19 protein-coding genes and 1 pseudogene are annotated in these 18,121 nt (G+C 33.5%); 17 read left to right on the forward strand and 3 right to left on the reverse strand.

From position 1 onward, the window contains the following. The first annotated feature begins 170 nt into the window (after positions 1-170). From ACW0JX_RS10560 to ACW0JX_RS10590, 7 genes are all read left to right on the forward strand, one after another. Entirely contained in the window at positions 171-1,610 is a 1,440-nt protein-coding gene (locus ACW0JX_RS10560) for a GntP family permease (protein WP_000424326.1), read from the forward strand. 78 nt (positions 1,611-1,688) lie between these two features. Further along, positions 1,689-2,891, forward strand: a complete 1,203-nt coding sequence (locus tag ACW0JX_RS10565) for an iron-containing alcohol dehydrogenase (RefSeq protein ID WP_098127200.1) — start codon at positions 1,689-1,691, stop codon at positions 2,889-2,891. Positions 2,892-3,072: 181 nt separating this feature from the next. Then, complete coding sequence (locus ACW0JX_RS10570) at positions 3,073-3,765, forward strand: aspartate/glutamate racemase family protein (RefSeq protein ID WP_088023266.1); 693 nt, start codon at positions 3,073-3,075, stop codon at positions 3,763-3,765. Positions 3,766-3,860: 95 nt separating this feature from the next. Further along, entirely contained in the window at positions 3,861-4,334 is a 474-nt protein-coding gene (locus tag ACW0JX_RS10575; RefSeq protein WP_000493252.1) for an SAM-dependent methyltransferase, read from the forward strand. Then, positions 4,331-4,771: a GNAT family N-acetyltransferase gene (locus tag ACW0JX_RS10580; RefSeq protein ID WP_001223866.1), complete on the forward strand. Its 441-nt coding sequence runs from the start codon at positions 4,331-4,333 to the stop codon at positions 4,769-4,771. The genes ACW0JX_RS10575 and ACW0JX_RS10580 overlap by 4 nt, the downstream gene beginning before the upstream one ends. A gap of 167 nt (positions 4,772-4,938) precedes the next feature. After that, positions 4,939-5,424 carry a DUF2975 domain-containing protein gene (locus tag ACW0JX_RS10585; protein WP_001050152.1) on the forward strand — a complete coding sequence of 162 codons (486 nt, stop codon included), beginning with the start codon at positions 4,939-4,941 and terminating at the stop codon, positions 5,422-5,424. Between the two features lie 10 nt (positions 5,425-5,434). Further along, positions 5,435-5,653 carry a helix-turn-helix domain-containing protein gene (locus ACW0JX_RS10590; protein WP_000152534.1) on the forward strand — a complete coding sequence of 73 codons (219 nt, stop codon included), beginning with the start codon at positions 5,435-5,437 and terminating at the stop codon, positions 5,651-5,653. 241 nt (positions 5,654-5,894) lie between these two features. Here the strand turns inward: ACW0JX_RS10590 and ACW0JX_RS10595 are convergent, their stop codons facing one another. Together ACW0JX_RS10595 and ACW0JX_RS10600 are read right to left on the reverse strand one after the other, a co-directional pair. Then, positions 5,895-6,422, reverse strand: a complete 528-nt coding sequence (locus ACW0JX_RS10595; RefSeq protein ID WP_098127199.1) for an HAD-IIIA family hydrolase — start codon at positions 6,420-6,422, stop codon at positions 5,895-5,897. Positions 6,423-6,450: 28 nt separating this feature from the next. After that, positions 6,451-6,882 carry a GNAT family N-acetyltransferase gene (locus ACW0JX_RS10600; protein ID WP_000009776.1) on the reverse strand — a complete coding sequence of 144 codons (432 nt, stop codon included), beginning with the start codon at positions 6,880-6,882 and terminating at the stop codon, positions 6,451-6,453. Positions 6,883-7,035: 153 nt separating this feature from the next. Between ACW0JX_RS10600 and ACW0JX_RS10605 the strand changes: the two genes are divergently transcribed. The 6 genes and pseudogenes from ACW0JX_RS10605 (at position 7,036) to ACW0JX_RS10630 (ending at position 11,854) form a co-directional block, all read left to right on the forward strand. Further along, positions 7,036-7,746: an ABC transporter ATP-binding protein gene (locus ACW0JX_RS10605; RefSeq protein WP_095690998.1), complete on the forward strand. Its 711-nt coding sequence runs from the start codon at positions 7,036-7,038 to the stop codon at positions 7,744-7,746. After that, positions 7,739-8,953: an ABC transporter permease gene (locus ACW0JX_RS10610; RefSeq protein WP_098127198.1), complete on the forward strand. Its 1,215-nt coding sequence runs from the start codon at positions 7,739-7,741 to the stop codon at positions 8,951-8,953. Before ACW0JX_RS10605 ends, ACW0JX_RS10610 begins: the two co-directional genes overlap by 8 nt. Positions 8,954-9,220: 267 nt before the next feature. Then, complete coding sequence (locus tag ACW0JX_RS10615) at positions 9,221-9,808, forward strand: YpjP family protein (RefSeq protein WP_095690996.1); 588 nt, start codon at positions 9,221-9,223, stop codon at positions 9,806-9,808. A gap of 108 nt (positions 9,809-9,916) precedes the next feature. Continuing rightward, positions 9,917-10,558 carry an HAD family hydrolase gene (locus ACW0JX_RS10620; protein WP_144465450.1) on the forward strand — a complete coding sequence of 214 codons (642 nt, stop codon included), beginning with the start codon at positions 9,917-9,919 and terminating at the stop codon, positions 10,556-10,558. A gap of 28 nt (positions 10,559-10,586) precedes the next feature. After that, a pseudogene (locus tag ACW0JX_RS10625) lies at positions 10,587-10,910 on the forward strand (VOC family protein). An 11-nt stretch (positions 10,911-10,921) separates the two neighbouring features. Next, positions 10,922-11,854: an aminoglycoside phosphotransferase family protein gene (locus tag ACW0JX_RS10630; protein ID WP_069355520.1), complete on the forward strand. Its 933-nt coding sequence runs from the start codon at positions 10,922-10,924 to the stop codon at positions 11,852-11,854. A 50-nt stretch (positions 11,855-11,904) separates the two neighbouring features. Here the strand turns inward: ACW0JX_RS10630 and ACW0JX_RS10635 are convergent, their stop codons facing one another. Beyond that, a complete protein-coding gene (locus ACW0JX_RS10635) occupies positions 11,905-13,362 on the reverse strand; it encodes a serine hydrolase (RefSeq protein ID WP_144465451.1) in 1,458 nt (485 codons plus the stop codon). Positions 13,363-13,560: 198 nt separating this feature from the next. On the opposite strand from ACW0JX_RS10635, the gene ACW0JX_RS10640 reads away from it, so the two are divergent. The 4 genes from ACW0JX_RS10640 (at position 13,561) to ACW0JX_RS10655 (ending at position 18,041) form a co-directional block, all read left to right on the forward strand. Beyond that, on the forward strand, positions 13,561-14,517 hold the full coding sequence (locus ACW0JX_RS10640; protein WP_000679600.1) for a thymidylate synthase: 957 nt from the start codon (positions 13,561-13,563) through the stop codon (positions 14,515-14,517). A 19-nt stretch (positions 14,518-14,536) separates the two neighbouring features. Further along, positions 14,537-15,025: a dihydrofolate reductase gene (locus ACW0JX_RS10645; protein ID WP_000637207.1), complete on the forward strand. Its 489-nt coding sequence runs from the start codon at positions 14,537-14,539 to the stop codon at positions 15,023-15,025. A 155-nt stretch (positions 15,026-15,180) separates the two neighbouring features. Next, on the forward strand, positions 15,181-17,166 hold the full coding sequence (gene pbpC, locus ACW0JX_RS10650; RefSeq protein WP_016098466.1) for a penicillin-binding protein 3: 1,986 nt from the start codon (positions 15,181-15,183) through the stop codon (positions 17,164-17,166). 239 nt (positions 17,167-17,405) lie between these two features. After that, on the forward strand, positions 17,406-18,041 hold the full coding sequence (locus tag ACW0JX_RS10655) for an FMN-dependent NADH-azoreductase (protein WP_000170028.1): 636 nt from the start codon (positions 17,406-17,408) through the stop codon (positions 18,039-18,041). Positions 18,042-18,121: the final 80 nt, after the last annotated feature.

An 18,121-nucleotide genomic window follows, 5' to 3' on the forward strand; every position in this document is an offset into this window, starting at 1 on the left:
GAGGAATTCGTTTCTGTTTAAAGGGATTTTTCATATGTAATCGAATATTTATAATTAGACATTTTTAGCATGAAAAAATTGTATGAATAAGAGGAGGGATGTCAGAATTAAAAGATTAGTAGAAGTTTATCGATAAAATTTAGAATATTCTGTTTAATGGAGGGGTAAAATTGGAGTTAGTTATTATATTATTAGCACTAAGTTTACTTATGTTCGTAGCATACAGAGGCTTTTCTGTTATTCTATTCGCACCAATATTTGCATTATTTGCAGTATTTTTGACAGAACCTAGTTATGTATTACCTTTCTTTTCTAATATCTTTATGGAGAAAATGGTTGGATTTATAAAGTTATATTTTCCTGTGTTTTTATTAGGAGCAATATTTGGAAAAGTAGTGGAAATGTCAGGAATTGCAGATTCTATCGCAAAAACGATTATTGAGTTAGTTGGTGAAAAACGTACTATATTAGCGATTGTATTAATGGGGGCTATTTTAACGTATAGTGGTGTTAGTGTGTATGTAGTAGTGTTTGCTGTTTATCCGTTCGCAGCTAAGTTGTTTCGACAAGCTAATATTCCAAAACGTTTAATCCCTGGAACGATTGTTCTTGGAGCAGTAACGTTTACAATGGATGCGCTACCTGGATCACCACAAATTCAAAATGTAATACCTACAACATTTTTTAAAACGGATATTTATGCTGCACCGATACTTGGGATTGTAGGAGCAATTTTTGTTCTTACATTAGGTTTACTATATTTAGAGAGTAGACGTAAGAAGGCAAAAGCAGCAGGTGAAGGATATTTTGGTTTTAATGATGGAAATACTGAAATGGCAGCATCTTTGCAATTAGAACAAAAAAATATGCCATTAATTAATAACATTGAAATCACAAGAGCACAACAACTTATTGCATTTATACCACTTATTTTAGTAGGTGTAATGAATAAAGTGTTTACTATTATGATACCGAAGTGGTATCCAAGCGGTTTTGATTTTTCTGCAATTGGTATGAAAGCATTTGGAAAAGTAGAATTAAGTGCAGTAGTAGGAATCTGGTCTGTAGAATTGGCACTTATTATAGGGATCTTAACAACGTTATTATTATATTGGAAGCGAGTAGTAACAGGTTTCCAAGCTGGATTGAATACAAGTATTGGTGGAGCACTACTTGCAACGATGAATACAGGAGCTGAGTTTGGATTCGGTGGTGTCATTGCAGCACTTCCAGGCTTCGCAATTATGAGAGATGGTATCTCTGCTACTTTCACAAATCCGTTAGTGAATGGTGCAGTAACGACGAATATTTTAGCTGGAATTACAGGCTCTGCATCAGGAGGTATGGGAATAGTATTAAGTGCAATGGGAGATAAATTTATTGCAGCGGCCAATCAATTTGATATTCCATTAGAAGTTATGCACCGTATCGTATCAATGGCATCAGGAGGAATGGATACACTACCGCATAACGGGGCTATTATTACTATTCTTACAGTAACAGGATTAACACATAAACAGTCCTATAAAGATATATTTGCTATTACAATTTTGAAAACGGTTGCTGTATTTTTAGTTATCGCGTTCTATACTTTAACAGGACTCTATTAAACATTCGAATCGTAAAGATTCATCAAATCGATAATTTATATCATAAAATATTAATTAGGATAAGAAGGGGTGGAGTACTTGCAAGAAGTTTCTGAGTTTCGTATGCCAAAGTCGGTATTATATGGAAGGAATTCGCTTGAAAAACTGGGGGAACAATCAAAAAAGTTAGGGAAAAGAGCTTTTATAGTTACTGATACAATTATGGAGAAATTAGGATATGTTGAAAAGTGTATACAACAACTAAATAAGAAAAGTATTACTGTTAGTACATATAATAAAGTAGATGCTGAGCCTACAAATATACACGTGTTAGAAGCGTTATCTCTTTGTAAAGAGGAAAAGTGTGATTTTATTATCGGTATTGGTGGTGGAAGTTGTATTGATGCTGCGAAAGCAGTAGCGGTTTTATATACAAATGGTGGAGAAGTTGAGGATTATGTCCAAAAGGATATTGAAATAGAAAACAACCCACTACCACTTATTGCAATTCCAACAACTTCTGGTACTGGATCGGAAGTTACAAGTGTAGCAGTAATTACGAATAAAAAAACAGATGTAAAAATGATGATGAAGCATCCTAGTTTTATACCGAAAGTAGCAATTATAGATCCAGTTTTGACAAGTTCATTACCACCACAAATTACGGCAGCAACAGGGATAGATGCGTTATGTCATGCAATTGAAGCGTATATTTCTAAAGTTTCACAACCACTTACAGATGTACTAGCTCTTTCAGCTATTGAAAGTATTATGAAATATTTACGTATAGCATATGAAGATGGATGTAATATGGAGGCAAGAGAAGCGATGATGATTGCTTCCTTACAAGCTGGAATTGCATTTTCTAATGCATCAGTTACATTAGTTCATGGAATGTCAAGGCCAGTGGGAGCATTATTTCATGTACCGCATGGAATATCAAATGCCATACTATTACCTACAGTGTTAGAGTTTACAAAAACAAGTGCAATGAAAAGGTTAGCAAAAATTGGACGTAGTTTAAATAAGGATTTGTATTCGAATTCTGATGAGGAAGTAGCAGACTACACGCTTGGTGAAATAAAAAAACTTTGCTTTGATCTTCGTATTCCAAATTTAAAAGAATACGGAATCAATGAAATTGAATTTGAAAATGCTATTTCTAAAATGGCATCAGATGCAATTGAAAGTGGTAGCCCAGCTAATAACCCACGTGTTCCATCATATGATGAAATCAAAGAGCTGTATCGAGAGTGTTTTAATTATAAGTATAAAGAATTCATAAAAAAATCAGATTATTAATTTCAGAATATTCTATAAAAATTTCCTTGGAAATGAAAGTAGAATTATTCTTTATTATTTCCGTATTTTCCGTTAAAACAAGACTTTATATTCCAAACTTAAAGTCTTGTTTTATTATGTATAATATACATAATAAAACGTTGTTATTAGTTTTATAAAAATAGTTTAGGTAGGTGTTTGTATGAAAACGATAGGTCTTATAGGTGGTATGAGTTGGGAATCAACTTCTGAATATTATCGAATTATTAATGAAGAAATAAAAAAGAGATTAGGAGGGCTACATTCAGCAAAATGTTTGATTAATAGTGTGGACTTTGAAGAGATTGAAAGATTCCAGTCTAGAGGAGATTGGAATGGAGCAGGTGAAGTTTTAGCGAATGCGGCGTATTCATTACAGAAGGGAGGAGCAGACTTTATAATCATTTGTACAAATACAATGCATAAGGTAGTTGGAAAAATAAAGGAGAAAATTGATATTCCAGTCTTACATATTGCCGATGCAACTGCAAAAGCAATTAAAAGAAAAGACATTCAAAAGGTTGGTCTGCTTGGAACTAAATATACAATGGAGCAAGATTTCTATAAGTCACGTATTGAAGAGCATGATATAAAAGTAATAGTACCATCAGAAAAAAATAGAAAAGAAATAAATAAAGTAATATATACAGAATTATGTTTAGGAAAAATAGTATCTCAATCTAGAGAATATTATAAAAGAGTCATTGAAGAGTTAGTGCAAAAAGGAGCACAGGGAATCATATTAGGTTGTACAGAAATAGGGTTATTAATAAAGCAAGAAAACGTATCTGTCCCGATATTTGATACGACTCATATACATGCAATTGAAGCAGTCAAGGTAGCTCTAGATAAATAGATTATAATTATATTATGTAAACTTAATTCATATATCTGGAAAATATTCAGAAAATATTTTATAATGTAAGTGGTTACATTTAAGGGGGAATGCGTATGTTTTCAGTTCAACCAATCGCATTTGTACATAATGAAAGAAAGGAAATAAAAGATGATGAGTGGGGAGAAGTAAGATCCCGTATAACTTTAACTGAAATGTATGCAGAAGAAAGTATACAAGGGATTGAAGATTTTTCCCATATTGAAGTTGTTTTTTATTTTCATAAAGTAACTGACGAGCAAATTCAGTATTTTGCTAGACATCCTAGAAATAATAAAGATTATCCTGAAGTAGGTATTTTTGCACAGCGCGGAAAAAATCGCCCGAATCGCATAGGTGTAACAATTGTAAAGGTGATCAAAAGAGAAGGTAAATCAATTATTGTTGAGGGATTAGATGCTATTAATGGTACTCCTATATTGGATATAAAACCAATAATGAAAGAGTTTATGCCGAAAGAAGAAATACACCAGCCTAAATGGGCAACCGATATAATGAGACAGTATTGGAAGGGGAATGGAGTAAAATGAGAATATATGAGGCAACAATTGCAGATTTAGATGGACTAGCATCAGTTTTTAATAACTATCGCATGTTTTATAGGCAGGATTCTGATTTAGAAGGTGCAAAAGTATTTTTACGAAATCGAATTGAGAAAAAAGAGTCCGTTATTTTCGTAGCAGTTGAAGACGGCGAATATATTGGGTTCACACAACTATATCCATCATTTTCTTCCATTTCAATGAAAGAATTATGGATTTTAAATGATTTATTTGTACAAGCGGCGAAGCGTGGAGCCGGAACAGGTAAAAAATTATTAGAAGCTGCTAAAGAATACGCATTAGAGAATGGAGCAAAAGGTGTAAAATTGCAAACAGAGATTGATAATTTATCAGCACAACGATTATATGCTGAAAATGGTTATTTGAGAGATAATCGTTATTTCCATTACGAATTAACGTTTTAAAAAATTAAGTTGAAAGAGACATTTTCAAGAAAAAGAATTTCTTTGTAATGAGAAATTCTTTTTTATTTTTGCCTAAATTAAATATGAAGAAAACGATATTTATTTATTGTTAAACGATAAAAAATATGATAAAATTATGTTATCATTAAATAAATGAGGTATTGTAAATGAATCTTAAACGAAGTTCAACAACGTTCTTAAAAGTAATTATTTTTCTTGTTGGAATTGCAGTACTTGCTTTATGCATATTTTTAGTGCCGGAAATGGCGAATTTCGCAGCGAATTTGTATCCTAATATTACTCTGATAAAATATCTTGTTTTCATTGTGATGTATGGAGCAGCTGTGCCTTTTTACGTTGCTCTTTATCAGGCTTTCAATCTTTTACAGTACATTGATGAGAACACAGCGTTCTCGGAATTATCTGTAAAGGCGTTAAAGAATATAAAGCGCTGTGCAGTTACAATCAGTGGTTTGTATGTATTAGGTTTACCACTTTTTCATTTTATAGCGAAAAAAATGGACCCTCCTATTGGGTTAGTGGGACTTATTATCGTTTTTGCTTCTCTCGTTATCGCTGTTTTTGCTGCTATCCTCCAACGACTTCTACAAGAGGCAATTAACATAAAATCAGAAAATGATTTGACGGTCTGAGGTGGCGGATATGACAATCATTATTAATATTGACGTCATGTTAGCAAAACGAAAAATGAGTGTAACGGAGCTTTCGGAGAAGGTTGGAATTACGATGGCGAATCTTTCTATTTTGAAAAATGGGAAAGCAAAAGCGGTTCGTTTTTCAACATTAGAAGCGATATGTAAAGCTTTGGAGTGTCAGCCAGGGGATATTTTGGAGTATAAAAACGATGAGAATACTCAATAAAAAAAGATAACAAATGTAAATAATAGAAGTCAATAAAGAAGGGATAGCCACTAAGCTATTCCTTCTTTACGTTAATTGCTGTTACTAATAAAAAATAAAATTTGAATTGCAATGTTTGCGTATCAAAAGGGAACTTGCTACCTTTTGAGGTAATCCGTTTTGTGGAAGACAATTATTTGCCAAAAAGGCTATTTTAACTATGTTTTAAATTATTTTGAGTGCATCAAAATCTTCATTTGTATTATAGTTGATTTAAAACCCAGTTTGTTGCATCTTCAAAGTTATCTGCAATGTAGTTTGGTTCAATATGTGCCCATTTGTCTCGGTACGTATGCAAAGCATCATACCCAGCGCCTGTTCGGACTAGAATTGTTGTCGCATTTACTTTTGCTCCTGCAACAATATCAGTCCAGCGATCACCAACTACAGCACATTGTGTTAAATCAAGCCCATGTTTTTTTGCTGCTTTAAGCAGCATGCCTGTACTTGGTTTACGGCATTCACAACCATCACCGTGTTTATGAGGACATACATAAATATCATCAAAACCGAAGCCTTCTAATTCTTGTACAAAATCGGATACAGTTGCTATTCCATCTGCGATACCAGGTTGATTTGTGAAAGAGAAAATTTTTATATTTTTAGCTTTTAGTTTTTGCAAGGATGTTTTTGTGAATGGAAATAATGTAAAAGATCCTGGATAATGTATTGTAGTGTCACCACCAATTGTACCGTCACGATCAATGAAAATTGCTTTAATGTTTGTCATAGTTATAGTCCCTTCAATTATAAGTAGTTTAAAAATGTTTTACAAATCGGTAGCCATTTACTTCATATCCTAATTTTTTGTAAAAAGGATGAGCTTCTACTCTTTTTGTTCCACTAACTAGCCATGTGCCAATGCAATTATGTTTCTTTGCTAATTGCTCTGCATAATCCATCAACACTTGTCCAATGCCTTTCCGTCGTATGTTAGAATCGACGCTAATAATTGAAATCTCTCCATAACGTGTTACATCTTCTAAATTTTCACGTATACGAAATCCAAGTAATCCAAATATAGCTTCTTCTTCCTCGTAAACATATAAAAAATCAAACGGACTCATTTGTACGAATTGTAATCGGTTGTTCATATCTTCATAGGAAATAGAGGAACCTTTTAATTCTTTCGTTAAAGAACAAAGTGCGTCTATATCATCTATCGTTGCTTCACGAATTTGAAAAGACATATTATCCACTCCAATAAAATGTAATCAAACATTTAATATTCTGTTAAAAAATGTTTTTTCCTGCTATGAAAATAAATATTTTATAATGATATATAGATAGTTATATGTTATTCTTTTCCTTGATTGTATTGGAAATGGAAAGAGGGGAAATGCATGTTAGAAGTAAATATCCGCTCAGCCGGATATGAAATAGGCGAAAAAACAATTCATGATATAGCTTTTTCTATTGAAAAAGGTGAACTAGTTGCTCTTATTGGAGCAAATGGTGCTGGGAAGAGTACGACGATAAAAACGATGCTCGGATTACTTGTAAATATGGACGGTGAAATATCATTCGGTAAAAAGAAAAATCCGTATGCATACGTGCCAGAACATCCAACATACTATGATTACTTGACGCTCTGGGAACATATTGAATTATTAATGGCTGCTCGTGGAAGTGAAATGGGAAGCTGGGAAGAACGAGCGGAACAATTATTACATACTTTTCGAATGGATAAGCATAAACATGAGTATTTATCAAAGTTTTCAAAAGGTATGAAACAAAAATCGATGCTAATATTGGCGTTTTTAACTGAGCCAGATTTTTATATCATTGATGAACCCTTTATCGGTTTAGATCCAGTAGCTACGAAAGAGTTTTTAAGTTATTTATATAAAGAAAAAGAGCGCGGAGCAGGAATTTTACTTTGTACGCACGTATTGGATACTGCTGAAAAAATTTGTGAAAGATTTTTACTCATTTCACAAGGTACATTAGTCGCAGATGGACATTTAGAATCTATTCAAATGTTAGCGGAAATGCCGGGTAGCTCATTACTAGACTGCTTTGATGTAATCGTAAGGCGTGAACAACATGATTAAACAACAATTTTATAAAAGATTACGTCATGAGCTTCAGCGGAAGTGGAAGTCTATACGTTCGGTAACAGATTGGACAGTCGCATTATATATTATTATACCAGCACTTATATTTATGGGAATCTATTATAGGTCACTATGGATAAATGAATTATCAACGGAAGAGACGATTTATTTCGGATTAGGATTACTCGCATTTTATCTAGTAACATATCCGAGAGGAGTTCGTTCATTTTTTGAGCAAGCGGATAGTTTATTTTTAATTTCGTATGCAACACATATGCAAAAATTAGTCCAGTATGGCATGATGTACACATTTGTTCGAATAGCGATAACGAATATAATATTAGTCGTTATTATGTTACCGGTGTTGATGAAAAGTATCGGAGTAACAGAGATACAAGTCCTATTATTTTGGGTATTCTTTACTATATTTCGATTTATGATGTCGTTGTTAACGAGATTTATTCATGTACATGCGGAGAAACGATGGGTTTTATGGATTGTAAAAAATGTAGTATTTTCTATGAGCGTGTCCTTTTTGGGAATTAGTTTATTTTTTATTTATAAAAATCCATTTTATTCAATTCTATTTATCGGTTTAGTAATTTTCTTAAGTAGTGTATTAGTAAAAGCGAAAATGAATTATAAAAAGTTCTTTTTTAAAGAAATTAAGAAAGAAAAAGAGGAAAGCATGCGCTGGACGAGCGGAATTATGCAAGTTGGTGGTCATGCGGCTAAACCGAGTAGTTCGAATAAAAAACCGTGGATGTTTCCGTACTCTAAAAGACTATTAGGAAAAAAAGCTGATTCTCGTATTGTCGAATCTTTTTTGAAAGAATTTTTCCGTACAAGTACTGCACGAATATTTTATATTCAAATTGTATGTATCAGTACTGCAAGTATAATTATGACTCCTAGGTGGATTGCAGCTATTGTTCTCGTATTTGCTGTAGTTGCAATTTCTCGCTATGCACGTGATTATTGGAATGAATTTACGAATAAGATGTTTCTTCATTTATATTGTGATGAAGGGAACTTACTTTTGTTAAGATGGAAGGCAAATCGTTATTTACTACTACCAGCAATACTTTTGTATGGAATAGTTATACTTGCCCAGTTTTATTTATTGCCAGCTGTGATTGGTGGCATTATTTTTATTTTATTAATTGTATGGATTGTATTTTTACCATTAAAAAAGAGCCATTGACGGCTCTTTTTCTAGTCTGTAACACATTGATAAATAAAATATACTAAAACGAGTATGCTTGCGGCGGAATACATGACATCTAAAGTCATTCAAGTGCCTCCTCAATATTGTGGTATTAATATTGTATGAAATCTTACAATTTCATATTCAAGTGAAAAATATGTGAACGTTAACAAAATTGTAAAGTGCAAAAATTATAATCATTTTGTATAATAGAAGAAACCACCGTTATATAAAAAATAATGAGTGAAAGGGGAGGGAACATAAATGCCAAATTGGTTTAGAAAAACCTTAGTCGCATTAATTACCGTATTTACATTTGGTTTAGTGACGCCTCCTTCCATATTGCTTGATAATGCCAAAGCTGCGGACAAGCCTACGAGCACAGCTGGGCAACAAAATTTGGAGAGTACGTCCTATACATATGAAGAAACGAATGACAGGTTAACCACCGATACTTTTATTACTTATGCGATGCAAGAAGCAGAAAAACAGTCGATGCAAAAGTTTGGTACTAAAATTGGCCCAGTAATTGAAGATGAATTTAAAGATGTAATATTACCAAAGATTGAAGAGGCAATTGCTGAACTTGCCAATGATGTACCAGAGGAGTCATTGCAATCATTAGCGATTTCTCAAAGACCAGCTGGTGGAAATAATGAAAAGATTTTTCACGTCTACGATACGCAAACAGGAAATGACTTATTGCGTTTCCATGTAAGAAGAGATCATCCACCGCAAGATGGTTATTATTTTAATTTCCACTATCATCGTTTTGATGATGGATACTCTGGACATCATGAGTTAGGGAATATTTATTGGAATACGAATGTACCGCCAAAATGGCTTTCTTAAAAAGAACAAGAGAAAATCTTGTTCTTTTTTTATGTTTATAGAAGGGTAAGACAACTATGGTGTTGAATATGATAGGTTTAGAAAAAAAGCAGCAAAGGGAGTATGGGAATGCAAAAATATATTGTTTTTGACTTTGATGGCACATTAGTAGATTCACAAAATATATTTGTACCAATTTATAATCAACTTGCTGAAAAACACGGGTATAAAACGGTAAGGGAAGAAGAAATTGAGTATTTACGTAAATTAACGATGTCAGAGAGATGTAAACAACTCGATGTACCACTGTACAAACTACCGATATTAGCGTTAGAGTTTTATAAATTATATCAGCCTGCTATAAAAGATCTCGTTTTATTCCATGGAATGAAGGATGTATTAGATGAACTACATAAAAAAGGATACGGTATTGCGGTTATATCATCTAATTCAGAAGAGCATATTCGAGCATTTTTACAAAAGAATGATATAGAAAATATACAAGAAGTGTATTGTTCTAAAAATTTGTTCGGTAAAGACAAGATGATAAAAAGATTTTTAAAATCGAAAAAAATAACTGAGAAAGATATGTTATATGTCGGTGATGAACAGAGAGACGTAGTAGCATGTAAAAAGGCTGGGGTAAACGTAATTTGGGTATCTTGGGGATATGATGTCATTGAAACAGTGAAAAAAGATGCACCCGATTATATGGTTCATAAGCCGATGGAAATTGTGCAAGTAGTACAAGGAGTGTATTCATCATATTGAATTTTGAGTAGCAAATTTAGAGGAATCCATTTCTTATTATGATAAGTTGTTTCCGATAATTGGATGGAGAAAGTTAAATGAAGTAGCATATAGCACGGGAGAAAGTGAAATATAATTTAAAGAAGTAGATGAGGAAATCGTAAGGACGTTAGGTCCTAGACATATTTGTTATCAAGCTATTCATAGAGAAGTAGTTGATGAAGTAGTAGATTTTCTTTCTAGTACGAAAGTGAAGGTAATACGTGGTTTAATTGAAATGAATCATTATTCAGAAGGGTACTATACGATTGATTTTTACGATCCGAATGGATTTATTGTAGAAGTAGCCTATACACCAAATGCAGAAATATAAGGGGAATAGATATGAAGATAATTACAGCACGGCAAAACAATATACAAATTGTAAAAGATGCAGCGAATATTGAAGAAATTTCTAAAGGTTTCTCTCCAGATAAGAAATATGTAATTACGAATGCAAATAATGAAAAATATTTATTTCGGACAGGAGATATAAAAGAGTATGAAAGAAAGAAAATAGAGTTTCAAATTTTAAATGAAATGGTAAAACGTAACGTACAGGTACAAAGGCCAATTGAAATAGGTATATTGGAAGAAGAAGGTGTATGCTATAGTATTTTTTCATATTTAGAAGGGGAAGATGCGAAGAAGCTATTGCCTACGTATTCACCAAAAGAACAATATGATATTGGCATAGAGGCAGGAAAAGATTTAGCAAAAATGCATACATATGAAGCTCCTAATGATATACTTCCATGGCATGAAAGAGCAATGAAAAAACATAGTAAATATTTAGAAGCATACAAAACATGCGGAATAAAAATAAAAAATGATGATAAGATTATTAAGTTTATAGATGAAAATGAAATGTATGTAAAGGATCGCCCAAATCGATTTCAACACGATGATTTTCATTTAGAAAATATAATTGTACGGGATGGGAAATATGTAGGTGTAGTTGATTTTAATGGTTATGACTGGGGCGATCCACTGCATGATTTCGTGAAAATTGCACTATTTGCAAGGGACATTAGTATTCCGTATTCAATCGGACAAATAGAAGGATACTTTAATAGGAGAATACCAGAGGAGTTCTGGAAATTATATGCGGTGTACGTTGGCATGACAGTTTTCTCATCAGTTGTCTGGACATTAAGAGCAGCACCACATATGTTGGATGATACGTTAGAGCGTCTTACTATTGTATTGGAAGATCATAAAAACTTTGAGTTATCAAAACCAAGTTGGTTTCAACCAGATAAGATTGATATGAAATAGAAAAGGTAGGTGTGATTCGCACCTACCTTTATTTTTTACCATCAAAATACTTATTTAATTTTCTTAAATGTAAGCGGCTGTGTACTTAACATAGCAGGTACATGTAACTGAAGGGATGGGAATTCACCACTTATATTCATTTCATAAGCGAATAATAAGCTCATTTTCATTTGGAATAAGTCAACTTTTGCGGAGAAGATGTCGTAATGATGATGCCCTAATTGAATATCCATTTCCATAAATTGTACATATAACGAATCATCTCGTTTGTATACTTGTAATGTTCCGTATGCAGGATGTTCAAAAGTACCAGTATAATCCTCTAACTTGTGCGAAGGTGTAGTCCCTTTAATTTGTTCAGGGAGGGATTCAGTTGCTTCTTTCATCATTTCCTTCATTTTTTTAGTATCTTCTACAGCACGTTTATGCCAATCAATGGATTCTAATTCAAGTAGTTCGTCATAAATTTGATTAGCGAGATAAGTAGGAAGTAATGTTCCTCCAGCATTCGTTAAAATGACAAGGCCTATGTTTTCTGTTGGTATAAATGAAACAAGCGCTGAAAATCCATCGATATTACCGCCATGATGAATCACTTTTTTACCACGATAAGCGCTAATAAACCAACCAAGACCGTAACTATTTAATGGAGATTCAGGGAGTGATAAAACCGGTTGGTCTGGAATTGAATTGTGTGGTGTATACATTTGTTGTAATAATTCAGAGGAGATTAATTCATGATCTCCAAATTTTCCTTCATTTAAGTGGAGAAGTACCCAATTTGCCATATCTTCAATTGTGGAATTAATACACCCAGCAGCGCCAACTGTATCGATGTTACGGAATGGAACTGCTTTTATTTCACCGTCATTTTCAATGTAAGGTAAAGCATAATCATCTGTAGTTTGTGAATCGTTAACAGAGAAGTTTGTATGTCTCATATTTAAAGGTTCTAAAATATGTTCTGTAGTGTATTGCTCCCACGTTTGATTTGTAATGTTTTCAACAATGTAGCTAATTGTTGCATACATTAAGTTGTTATATAGAAATGCAGTCCGGAACGGTGCATCAAGTGGTAAATGTTTTATTTTTTCAACGAGATCTTTTCGAGATAAGGAAGAACTATACCAAAGAGCCTCATGACGACTCACTCCAGTTCGATGAGAAGCTAAATCCCGTCCTGTAACTTGTGAGCTAGCAAGTAGTTCAGATAAAGTAAAGTTAGGTATATAAGACTGGATAGGGGTATCCCAATTAAACTTTTTTTGCTGTGCTAACAAGCTTAATGAAAGTGTGCCAAATGCTTTCGTTGAGGAACCGATTGCGAATCGAGTATTCGGTGTAACAGCCTCTTTTGTTTCTATATTACGATAGCCGAAACCTTCTGAAATAATAACTTCACCGTCTTTTATAACAGCGACAGCAGCACCAGGAACATTTAAATCCTTCATCATTTTTTCAACCGCTGTTTGTAAAGAAGTCATAACAGGCGTTTCAATTTTAGACATACTTCTAACCTCCAAATATAAATTTTGTTCTACCGCACTATACTTTCGGTAATAGAAAATGAAAACCTTTTTAAATTTGGAAAGTTAATAATTTTGTAAGAATTAGCGGAAGAAATTTTATTAATTAGGATTATTAAATTTACCATTTTTCATGTTATGATAAATTGCATATACGATTGAAAGAAGGTTTTCCTACATATGAAACATGCTGAAAATGAATACTTAAATTTATGCCGCCATGTAATGGAACATGGTACGAAGAAAGAAGATCGTACAGGGACAGGAACTGTATCTGTATTTGGATATCAAATGCGTTTTGATCTGAGTAAAGGATTTCCTTTATTAACGACAAAAAGAGTACCATTTCGCCTTGTAGCAAGTGAACTACTTTGGTTTATGAAAGGTGATACAAATATTCGCTATTTATTGCAGCATAATAATAATATTTGGAATGAATGGGCGTTTAAGAGCTGGGTAGAAAGTGATGAGTATACTGGTCCTGACATGACGGATTTTGGTCTTCGCTCACAACAAGATGAAGAATTTAAAGTACAGTACGATGAGCAGATGGAATTGTTTAAAAAGAACGTTTTAGAAGATGATGATTTCTCAAATAAATATGGTTATTTAGGAGACGTTTACGGTAAACAGTGGCGAGCTTGGAAAACGACAGCTGGTGAGACACTTGATCAATTAAAAGATGTAATTGAAATGATTAAAAAAACACCAGACTCACGTCGTTTAATCGTTTCTGCTTGGAATCCTGAAGACGTACCAAGTATGGCATTACCCCCTTGTCATACATTATTCCAATTTTATGTAGCGGATGGGAAACTTTCTTGTCAGCTATATCAAAGAAGTGGTGACATATTCCTTGGAATTCCATTTAACATTGCAAGCTATTCACTGCTAACACATTTAATTGCACATGAATGTGGTCTTGAAGTAGGAGAATTTGTTCATACAATTGGTGATGCACATATTTATACAAATCATTTTGAACAAGTAGAAAAGCAATTGGCACGTGAACCACGTCCATTCCCGAAACTTACATTAAATCCAGATGTGAAATCTGTTTTCGATTTTGAAATGGAAGATTTAACGATTGAAGGATATGATCCACATCCAGCAATTAAAGCACCGGTTGCAGTATAATTGTAGAGGAGATGAAAAAATGATTGTTTCATTTATGGTCGCAATGGACGAAAATAGAGTAATTGGTAAAGATAATAATTTACCTTGGCGTTTACCGAGTGAATTACAATACGTGAAGAAAACAACGATGGGTCACCCGCTTATTATGGGAAGAAAGAACTATGAAGCGATTGGTAGACCGCTGCCTGGAAGACGTAATATTATTGTAACTCGTAATGAAGGATATCACGTTGAAGGATGTGAAGTTGTTCATTCTGTAGAAGAAGTATTCGAACTATGTAAAAATGAAGAAGAGATTTTTATTTTTGGCGGAGCGCAAATTTACGATCTCTTTTTACCATACGTAGACAAGTTGTATATAACAAAAATTCATTATGCATTTGAAGGAGATACATTCTTCCCAGAAATGGATATGACAAATTGGAAAGAGATTTTTGTAGAAAAAGGTTTAACAGATGAAAAAAACCCGTATACGTATTATTACCACGTATATGAGAAACAACAATAATAAAGAAGATTGATGTGAGAATTCGCATCAATCTTTTTATTTATATTCACCAATATAAGTTTATAGATGAGATTCGATAGTGCTATAATGATAGGTAGCATGTAAAAATGCTAAAATTTTCAAAAGTACTAATATAGAAAGAGGAGGAGAATCGATTGAGAAAGATATGGGGGATTCTTTTTCTTTGCTTAACATTCATGTTAGTTGGATGTGGTAAAGAAGAAAAACCACAAGAAGCGTTTGATACATATGTAAAAGCGTGGAATAAACAAAAATTTGCAGATATGTATGATCAACTATCAAAAAATGCAAAAAAAGATATTTCAAAGAAAGAATTTACTGAGAAATATGAAAAAATTTATTCTGGTATCGAAGTGAAAGACTTAAAGGTGGAAACAGGGGAAGTAAAAGAAGATAAAAAAGATGAAGGCCCTGTTCCTTTTAAAGTAAGCATGGATACAGTTGGTGGTAAAATTACTTTTGGCCATGAAGCAAAAATGGTTAAAGAAAAAGATGGAGATAAAGAATCTTGGAAAATAGATTGGACTCCTGATTTTATTTTCCCTGGCATGACGAAAGATAGTAAAGTGCGTATGCAGACAACACAGCCAAAACGTGGTGAAATATACGATCGTAATGGAAAAGGTCTTGCAACAAATGGGAAAGCTTCTGAAATCGGATTGATTCCTGAAAAGTTAGGCGATACTGCTCCGCAAACGAAAGAAACAGTAGCGAAGTTATTAAATATGTCTGTAGAAGAAATTGATCAAAAATTAGCTGCTAAATGGGTAAAACCAGGGTATCTCGTACCAATTGGAATTTTGCCTGAAGGGGCAACGCAAAATACGTACATTGATTTACCAGGTGTTTCAACAAAACCTGTAAATGTTCGTACATATCCGTTAGGGGAAGCGGCAGCTCATCTGACTGGTTATATTGGAAAGGTAAATGCTGAAGATTTAAAAACGCTACAAAAGAAAGGCTATCAAGCTGATGACCCAGTTGGTAAAGCTGGTTTAGAGCAAGTATTAGAGGAAAAGCTACGCGGTAAAAAAGGTGGCCGTGTCTTTGTAGAAGATGCGCAAGGAAAAGAAATTAAAAACTTGGCAAAAACAGATGCTGTTGATGGAGAAAATGTAACTTTAACTATTGATAGTGCTGTTCAAGAAAAAACGTATAATGAAATGAAGGGCGAAGCTGGTTCAAGTGCAGCAATCAATCCGAAAAGTGGAGAAACAATTGCACTAGTAAGTAGTCCAGCATATGATCCTAATTTAATTGCACGAGGAACATCGAAAGCGCAACGCGAAGCTTGGAATAATGATCCGAAAAAACCGATGACGAATCGCTTTACACAATTATCGGTACCAGGTTCTGTATTTAAACCAATTACAGCTGCAATTGGTCTTGAAACGAAAACAATCGATCCAAAAGAAGAGTTGAAAATTGAAGGATTAAAATGGACAAAAGATTCTTCTTGGGGTAATTATTATGTAACGCGTGTGAAAGATGCAAATCCGATTGATTTTGATAAGGCGATGAAATACTCGGATAATATTTACTTCGCACAAGAAGCTTTGAAAATCGGAAAAGACAAGTTTATGAGTGAAGCGAAAAAATTCGGATTCGATGAGAAACTACCAATTGAATATGGATTCCCTGCTTCTAAAATTGCAAATGACGGTATTAAAAATGATATTCAAATGGCAGATACAGGATATGGACAAGGACAAGTATTAATGACTCCTCTTCATTTAGCTTTAACGTATGCGCCAATTGTAAATGATGGAACGATTCCATCACCGTATATTATTAAAACAGATAAACAACCAAAAGCTTGGAAAGAAAATGTAATTTCTAAAGGAAATCAGGATATATTAAAAACTGCTATGACGAAAGTAATTAATGATCCGGATGGTACAGGGAAAATTGCTAAGATTGATGGAATGACTCTTGCTGGAAAAACAGGTACAGCGGAATTAAAAGTATCTAAAGAAGCCGAAGGAAAAGAACTAGGCTGGTTCGCTGCATTTGATTTGAATTCGCCAGATATGGTCATTACAATGATGATTGAAGATGTAAAAGGTAGAGGTGGAAGTAACATTCCAGCTGAAAAAGTAAAACATGTTTTTCAAAAATAATATGTAATAAAAGGCTATCTCTATAATTTATAGAGGTAGCCTTTTTGTATGAGAAGTCTTAATATCTGTATACTAAATTTTAGAGAAACAAAATAAATCATTAACTTACGAAAAAAAAGTAGCTATTTTTTATTGACATTGAATAAAACTTTTTGTATTATACTTACATAAGGTAAGTTATTAACTTTTAAAAAACAAATCTTGAATTGAAGATAAAGAGAAAAAAGGGAGAGAATACAATGACAAAAGTACTATTTATCACAGCAAATCCAAATTCAGCAGAAGGTTCTTTCGGAATGGCAGTAGGGGAAGCTTTCATCGAGGCTTATAAAAACGAGCATCCACAAGACGAAGTTGTAACAATTGATCTATTCAATACTACTGTACCAGCAATCGATGCAGATGTATTTGCTGCTTGGGGTAAATTTGCAGCAGGTGAAGGCTTTGAAACTTTAACGGAAGCTCAACAACAAAAAGTAGCAGCAATGAACACAAACTTAGAAACATTTATGCATGCAGATCGTTATGTATTCGTAACTCCAATGTGGAACTTTAGCTATCCACCAGTAGTAAAAGCATACTTAGATAACGTAGCAATCGCAGGTAAAACATTCAAATATACTGAAAATGGTCCAGTCGGCTTATTAGAAGGTAAAAAAGCACTTCACATTCAAGCAACAGGTGGCGTATATTCTGAAGGAGCATACGCAGCTGTAGACTTCGGACGCAATCATTTAAAAACTGTATTAGGATTTGTCGGTGTAAATGATACTGATTATATTGCAGTTGAGGGTATGAATGCAAACCCTGAAAAAGCACAAGAAATTAAAGAAGCGGCAATTGCTAATGCTCGTGAATTAGCAAAACGTTTCTAATATAGAATGCTTAAAAAGTCCAAACACTTGCTGTTTGGACTTTTTTTCTTCTTTTTCCTTCGTTTGTCTAGTATAATGAA

This window comes from Bacillus sp. C-3-6 (genome assembly GCF_054509685.1).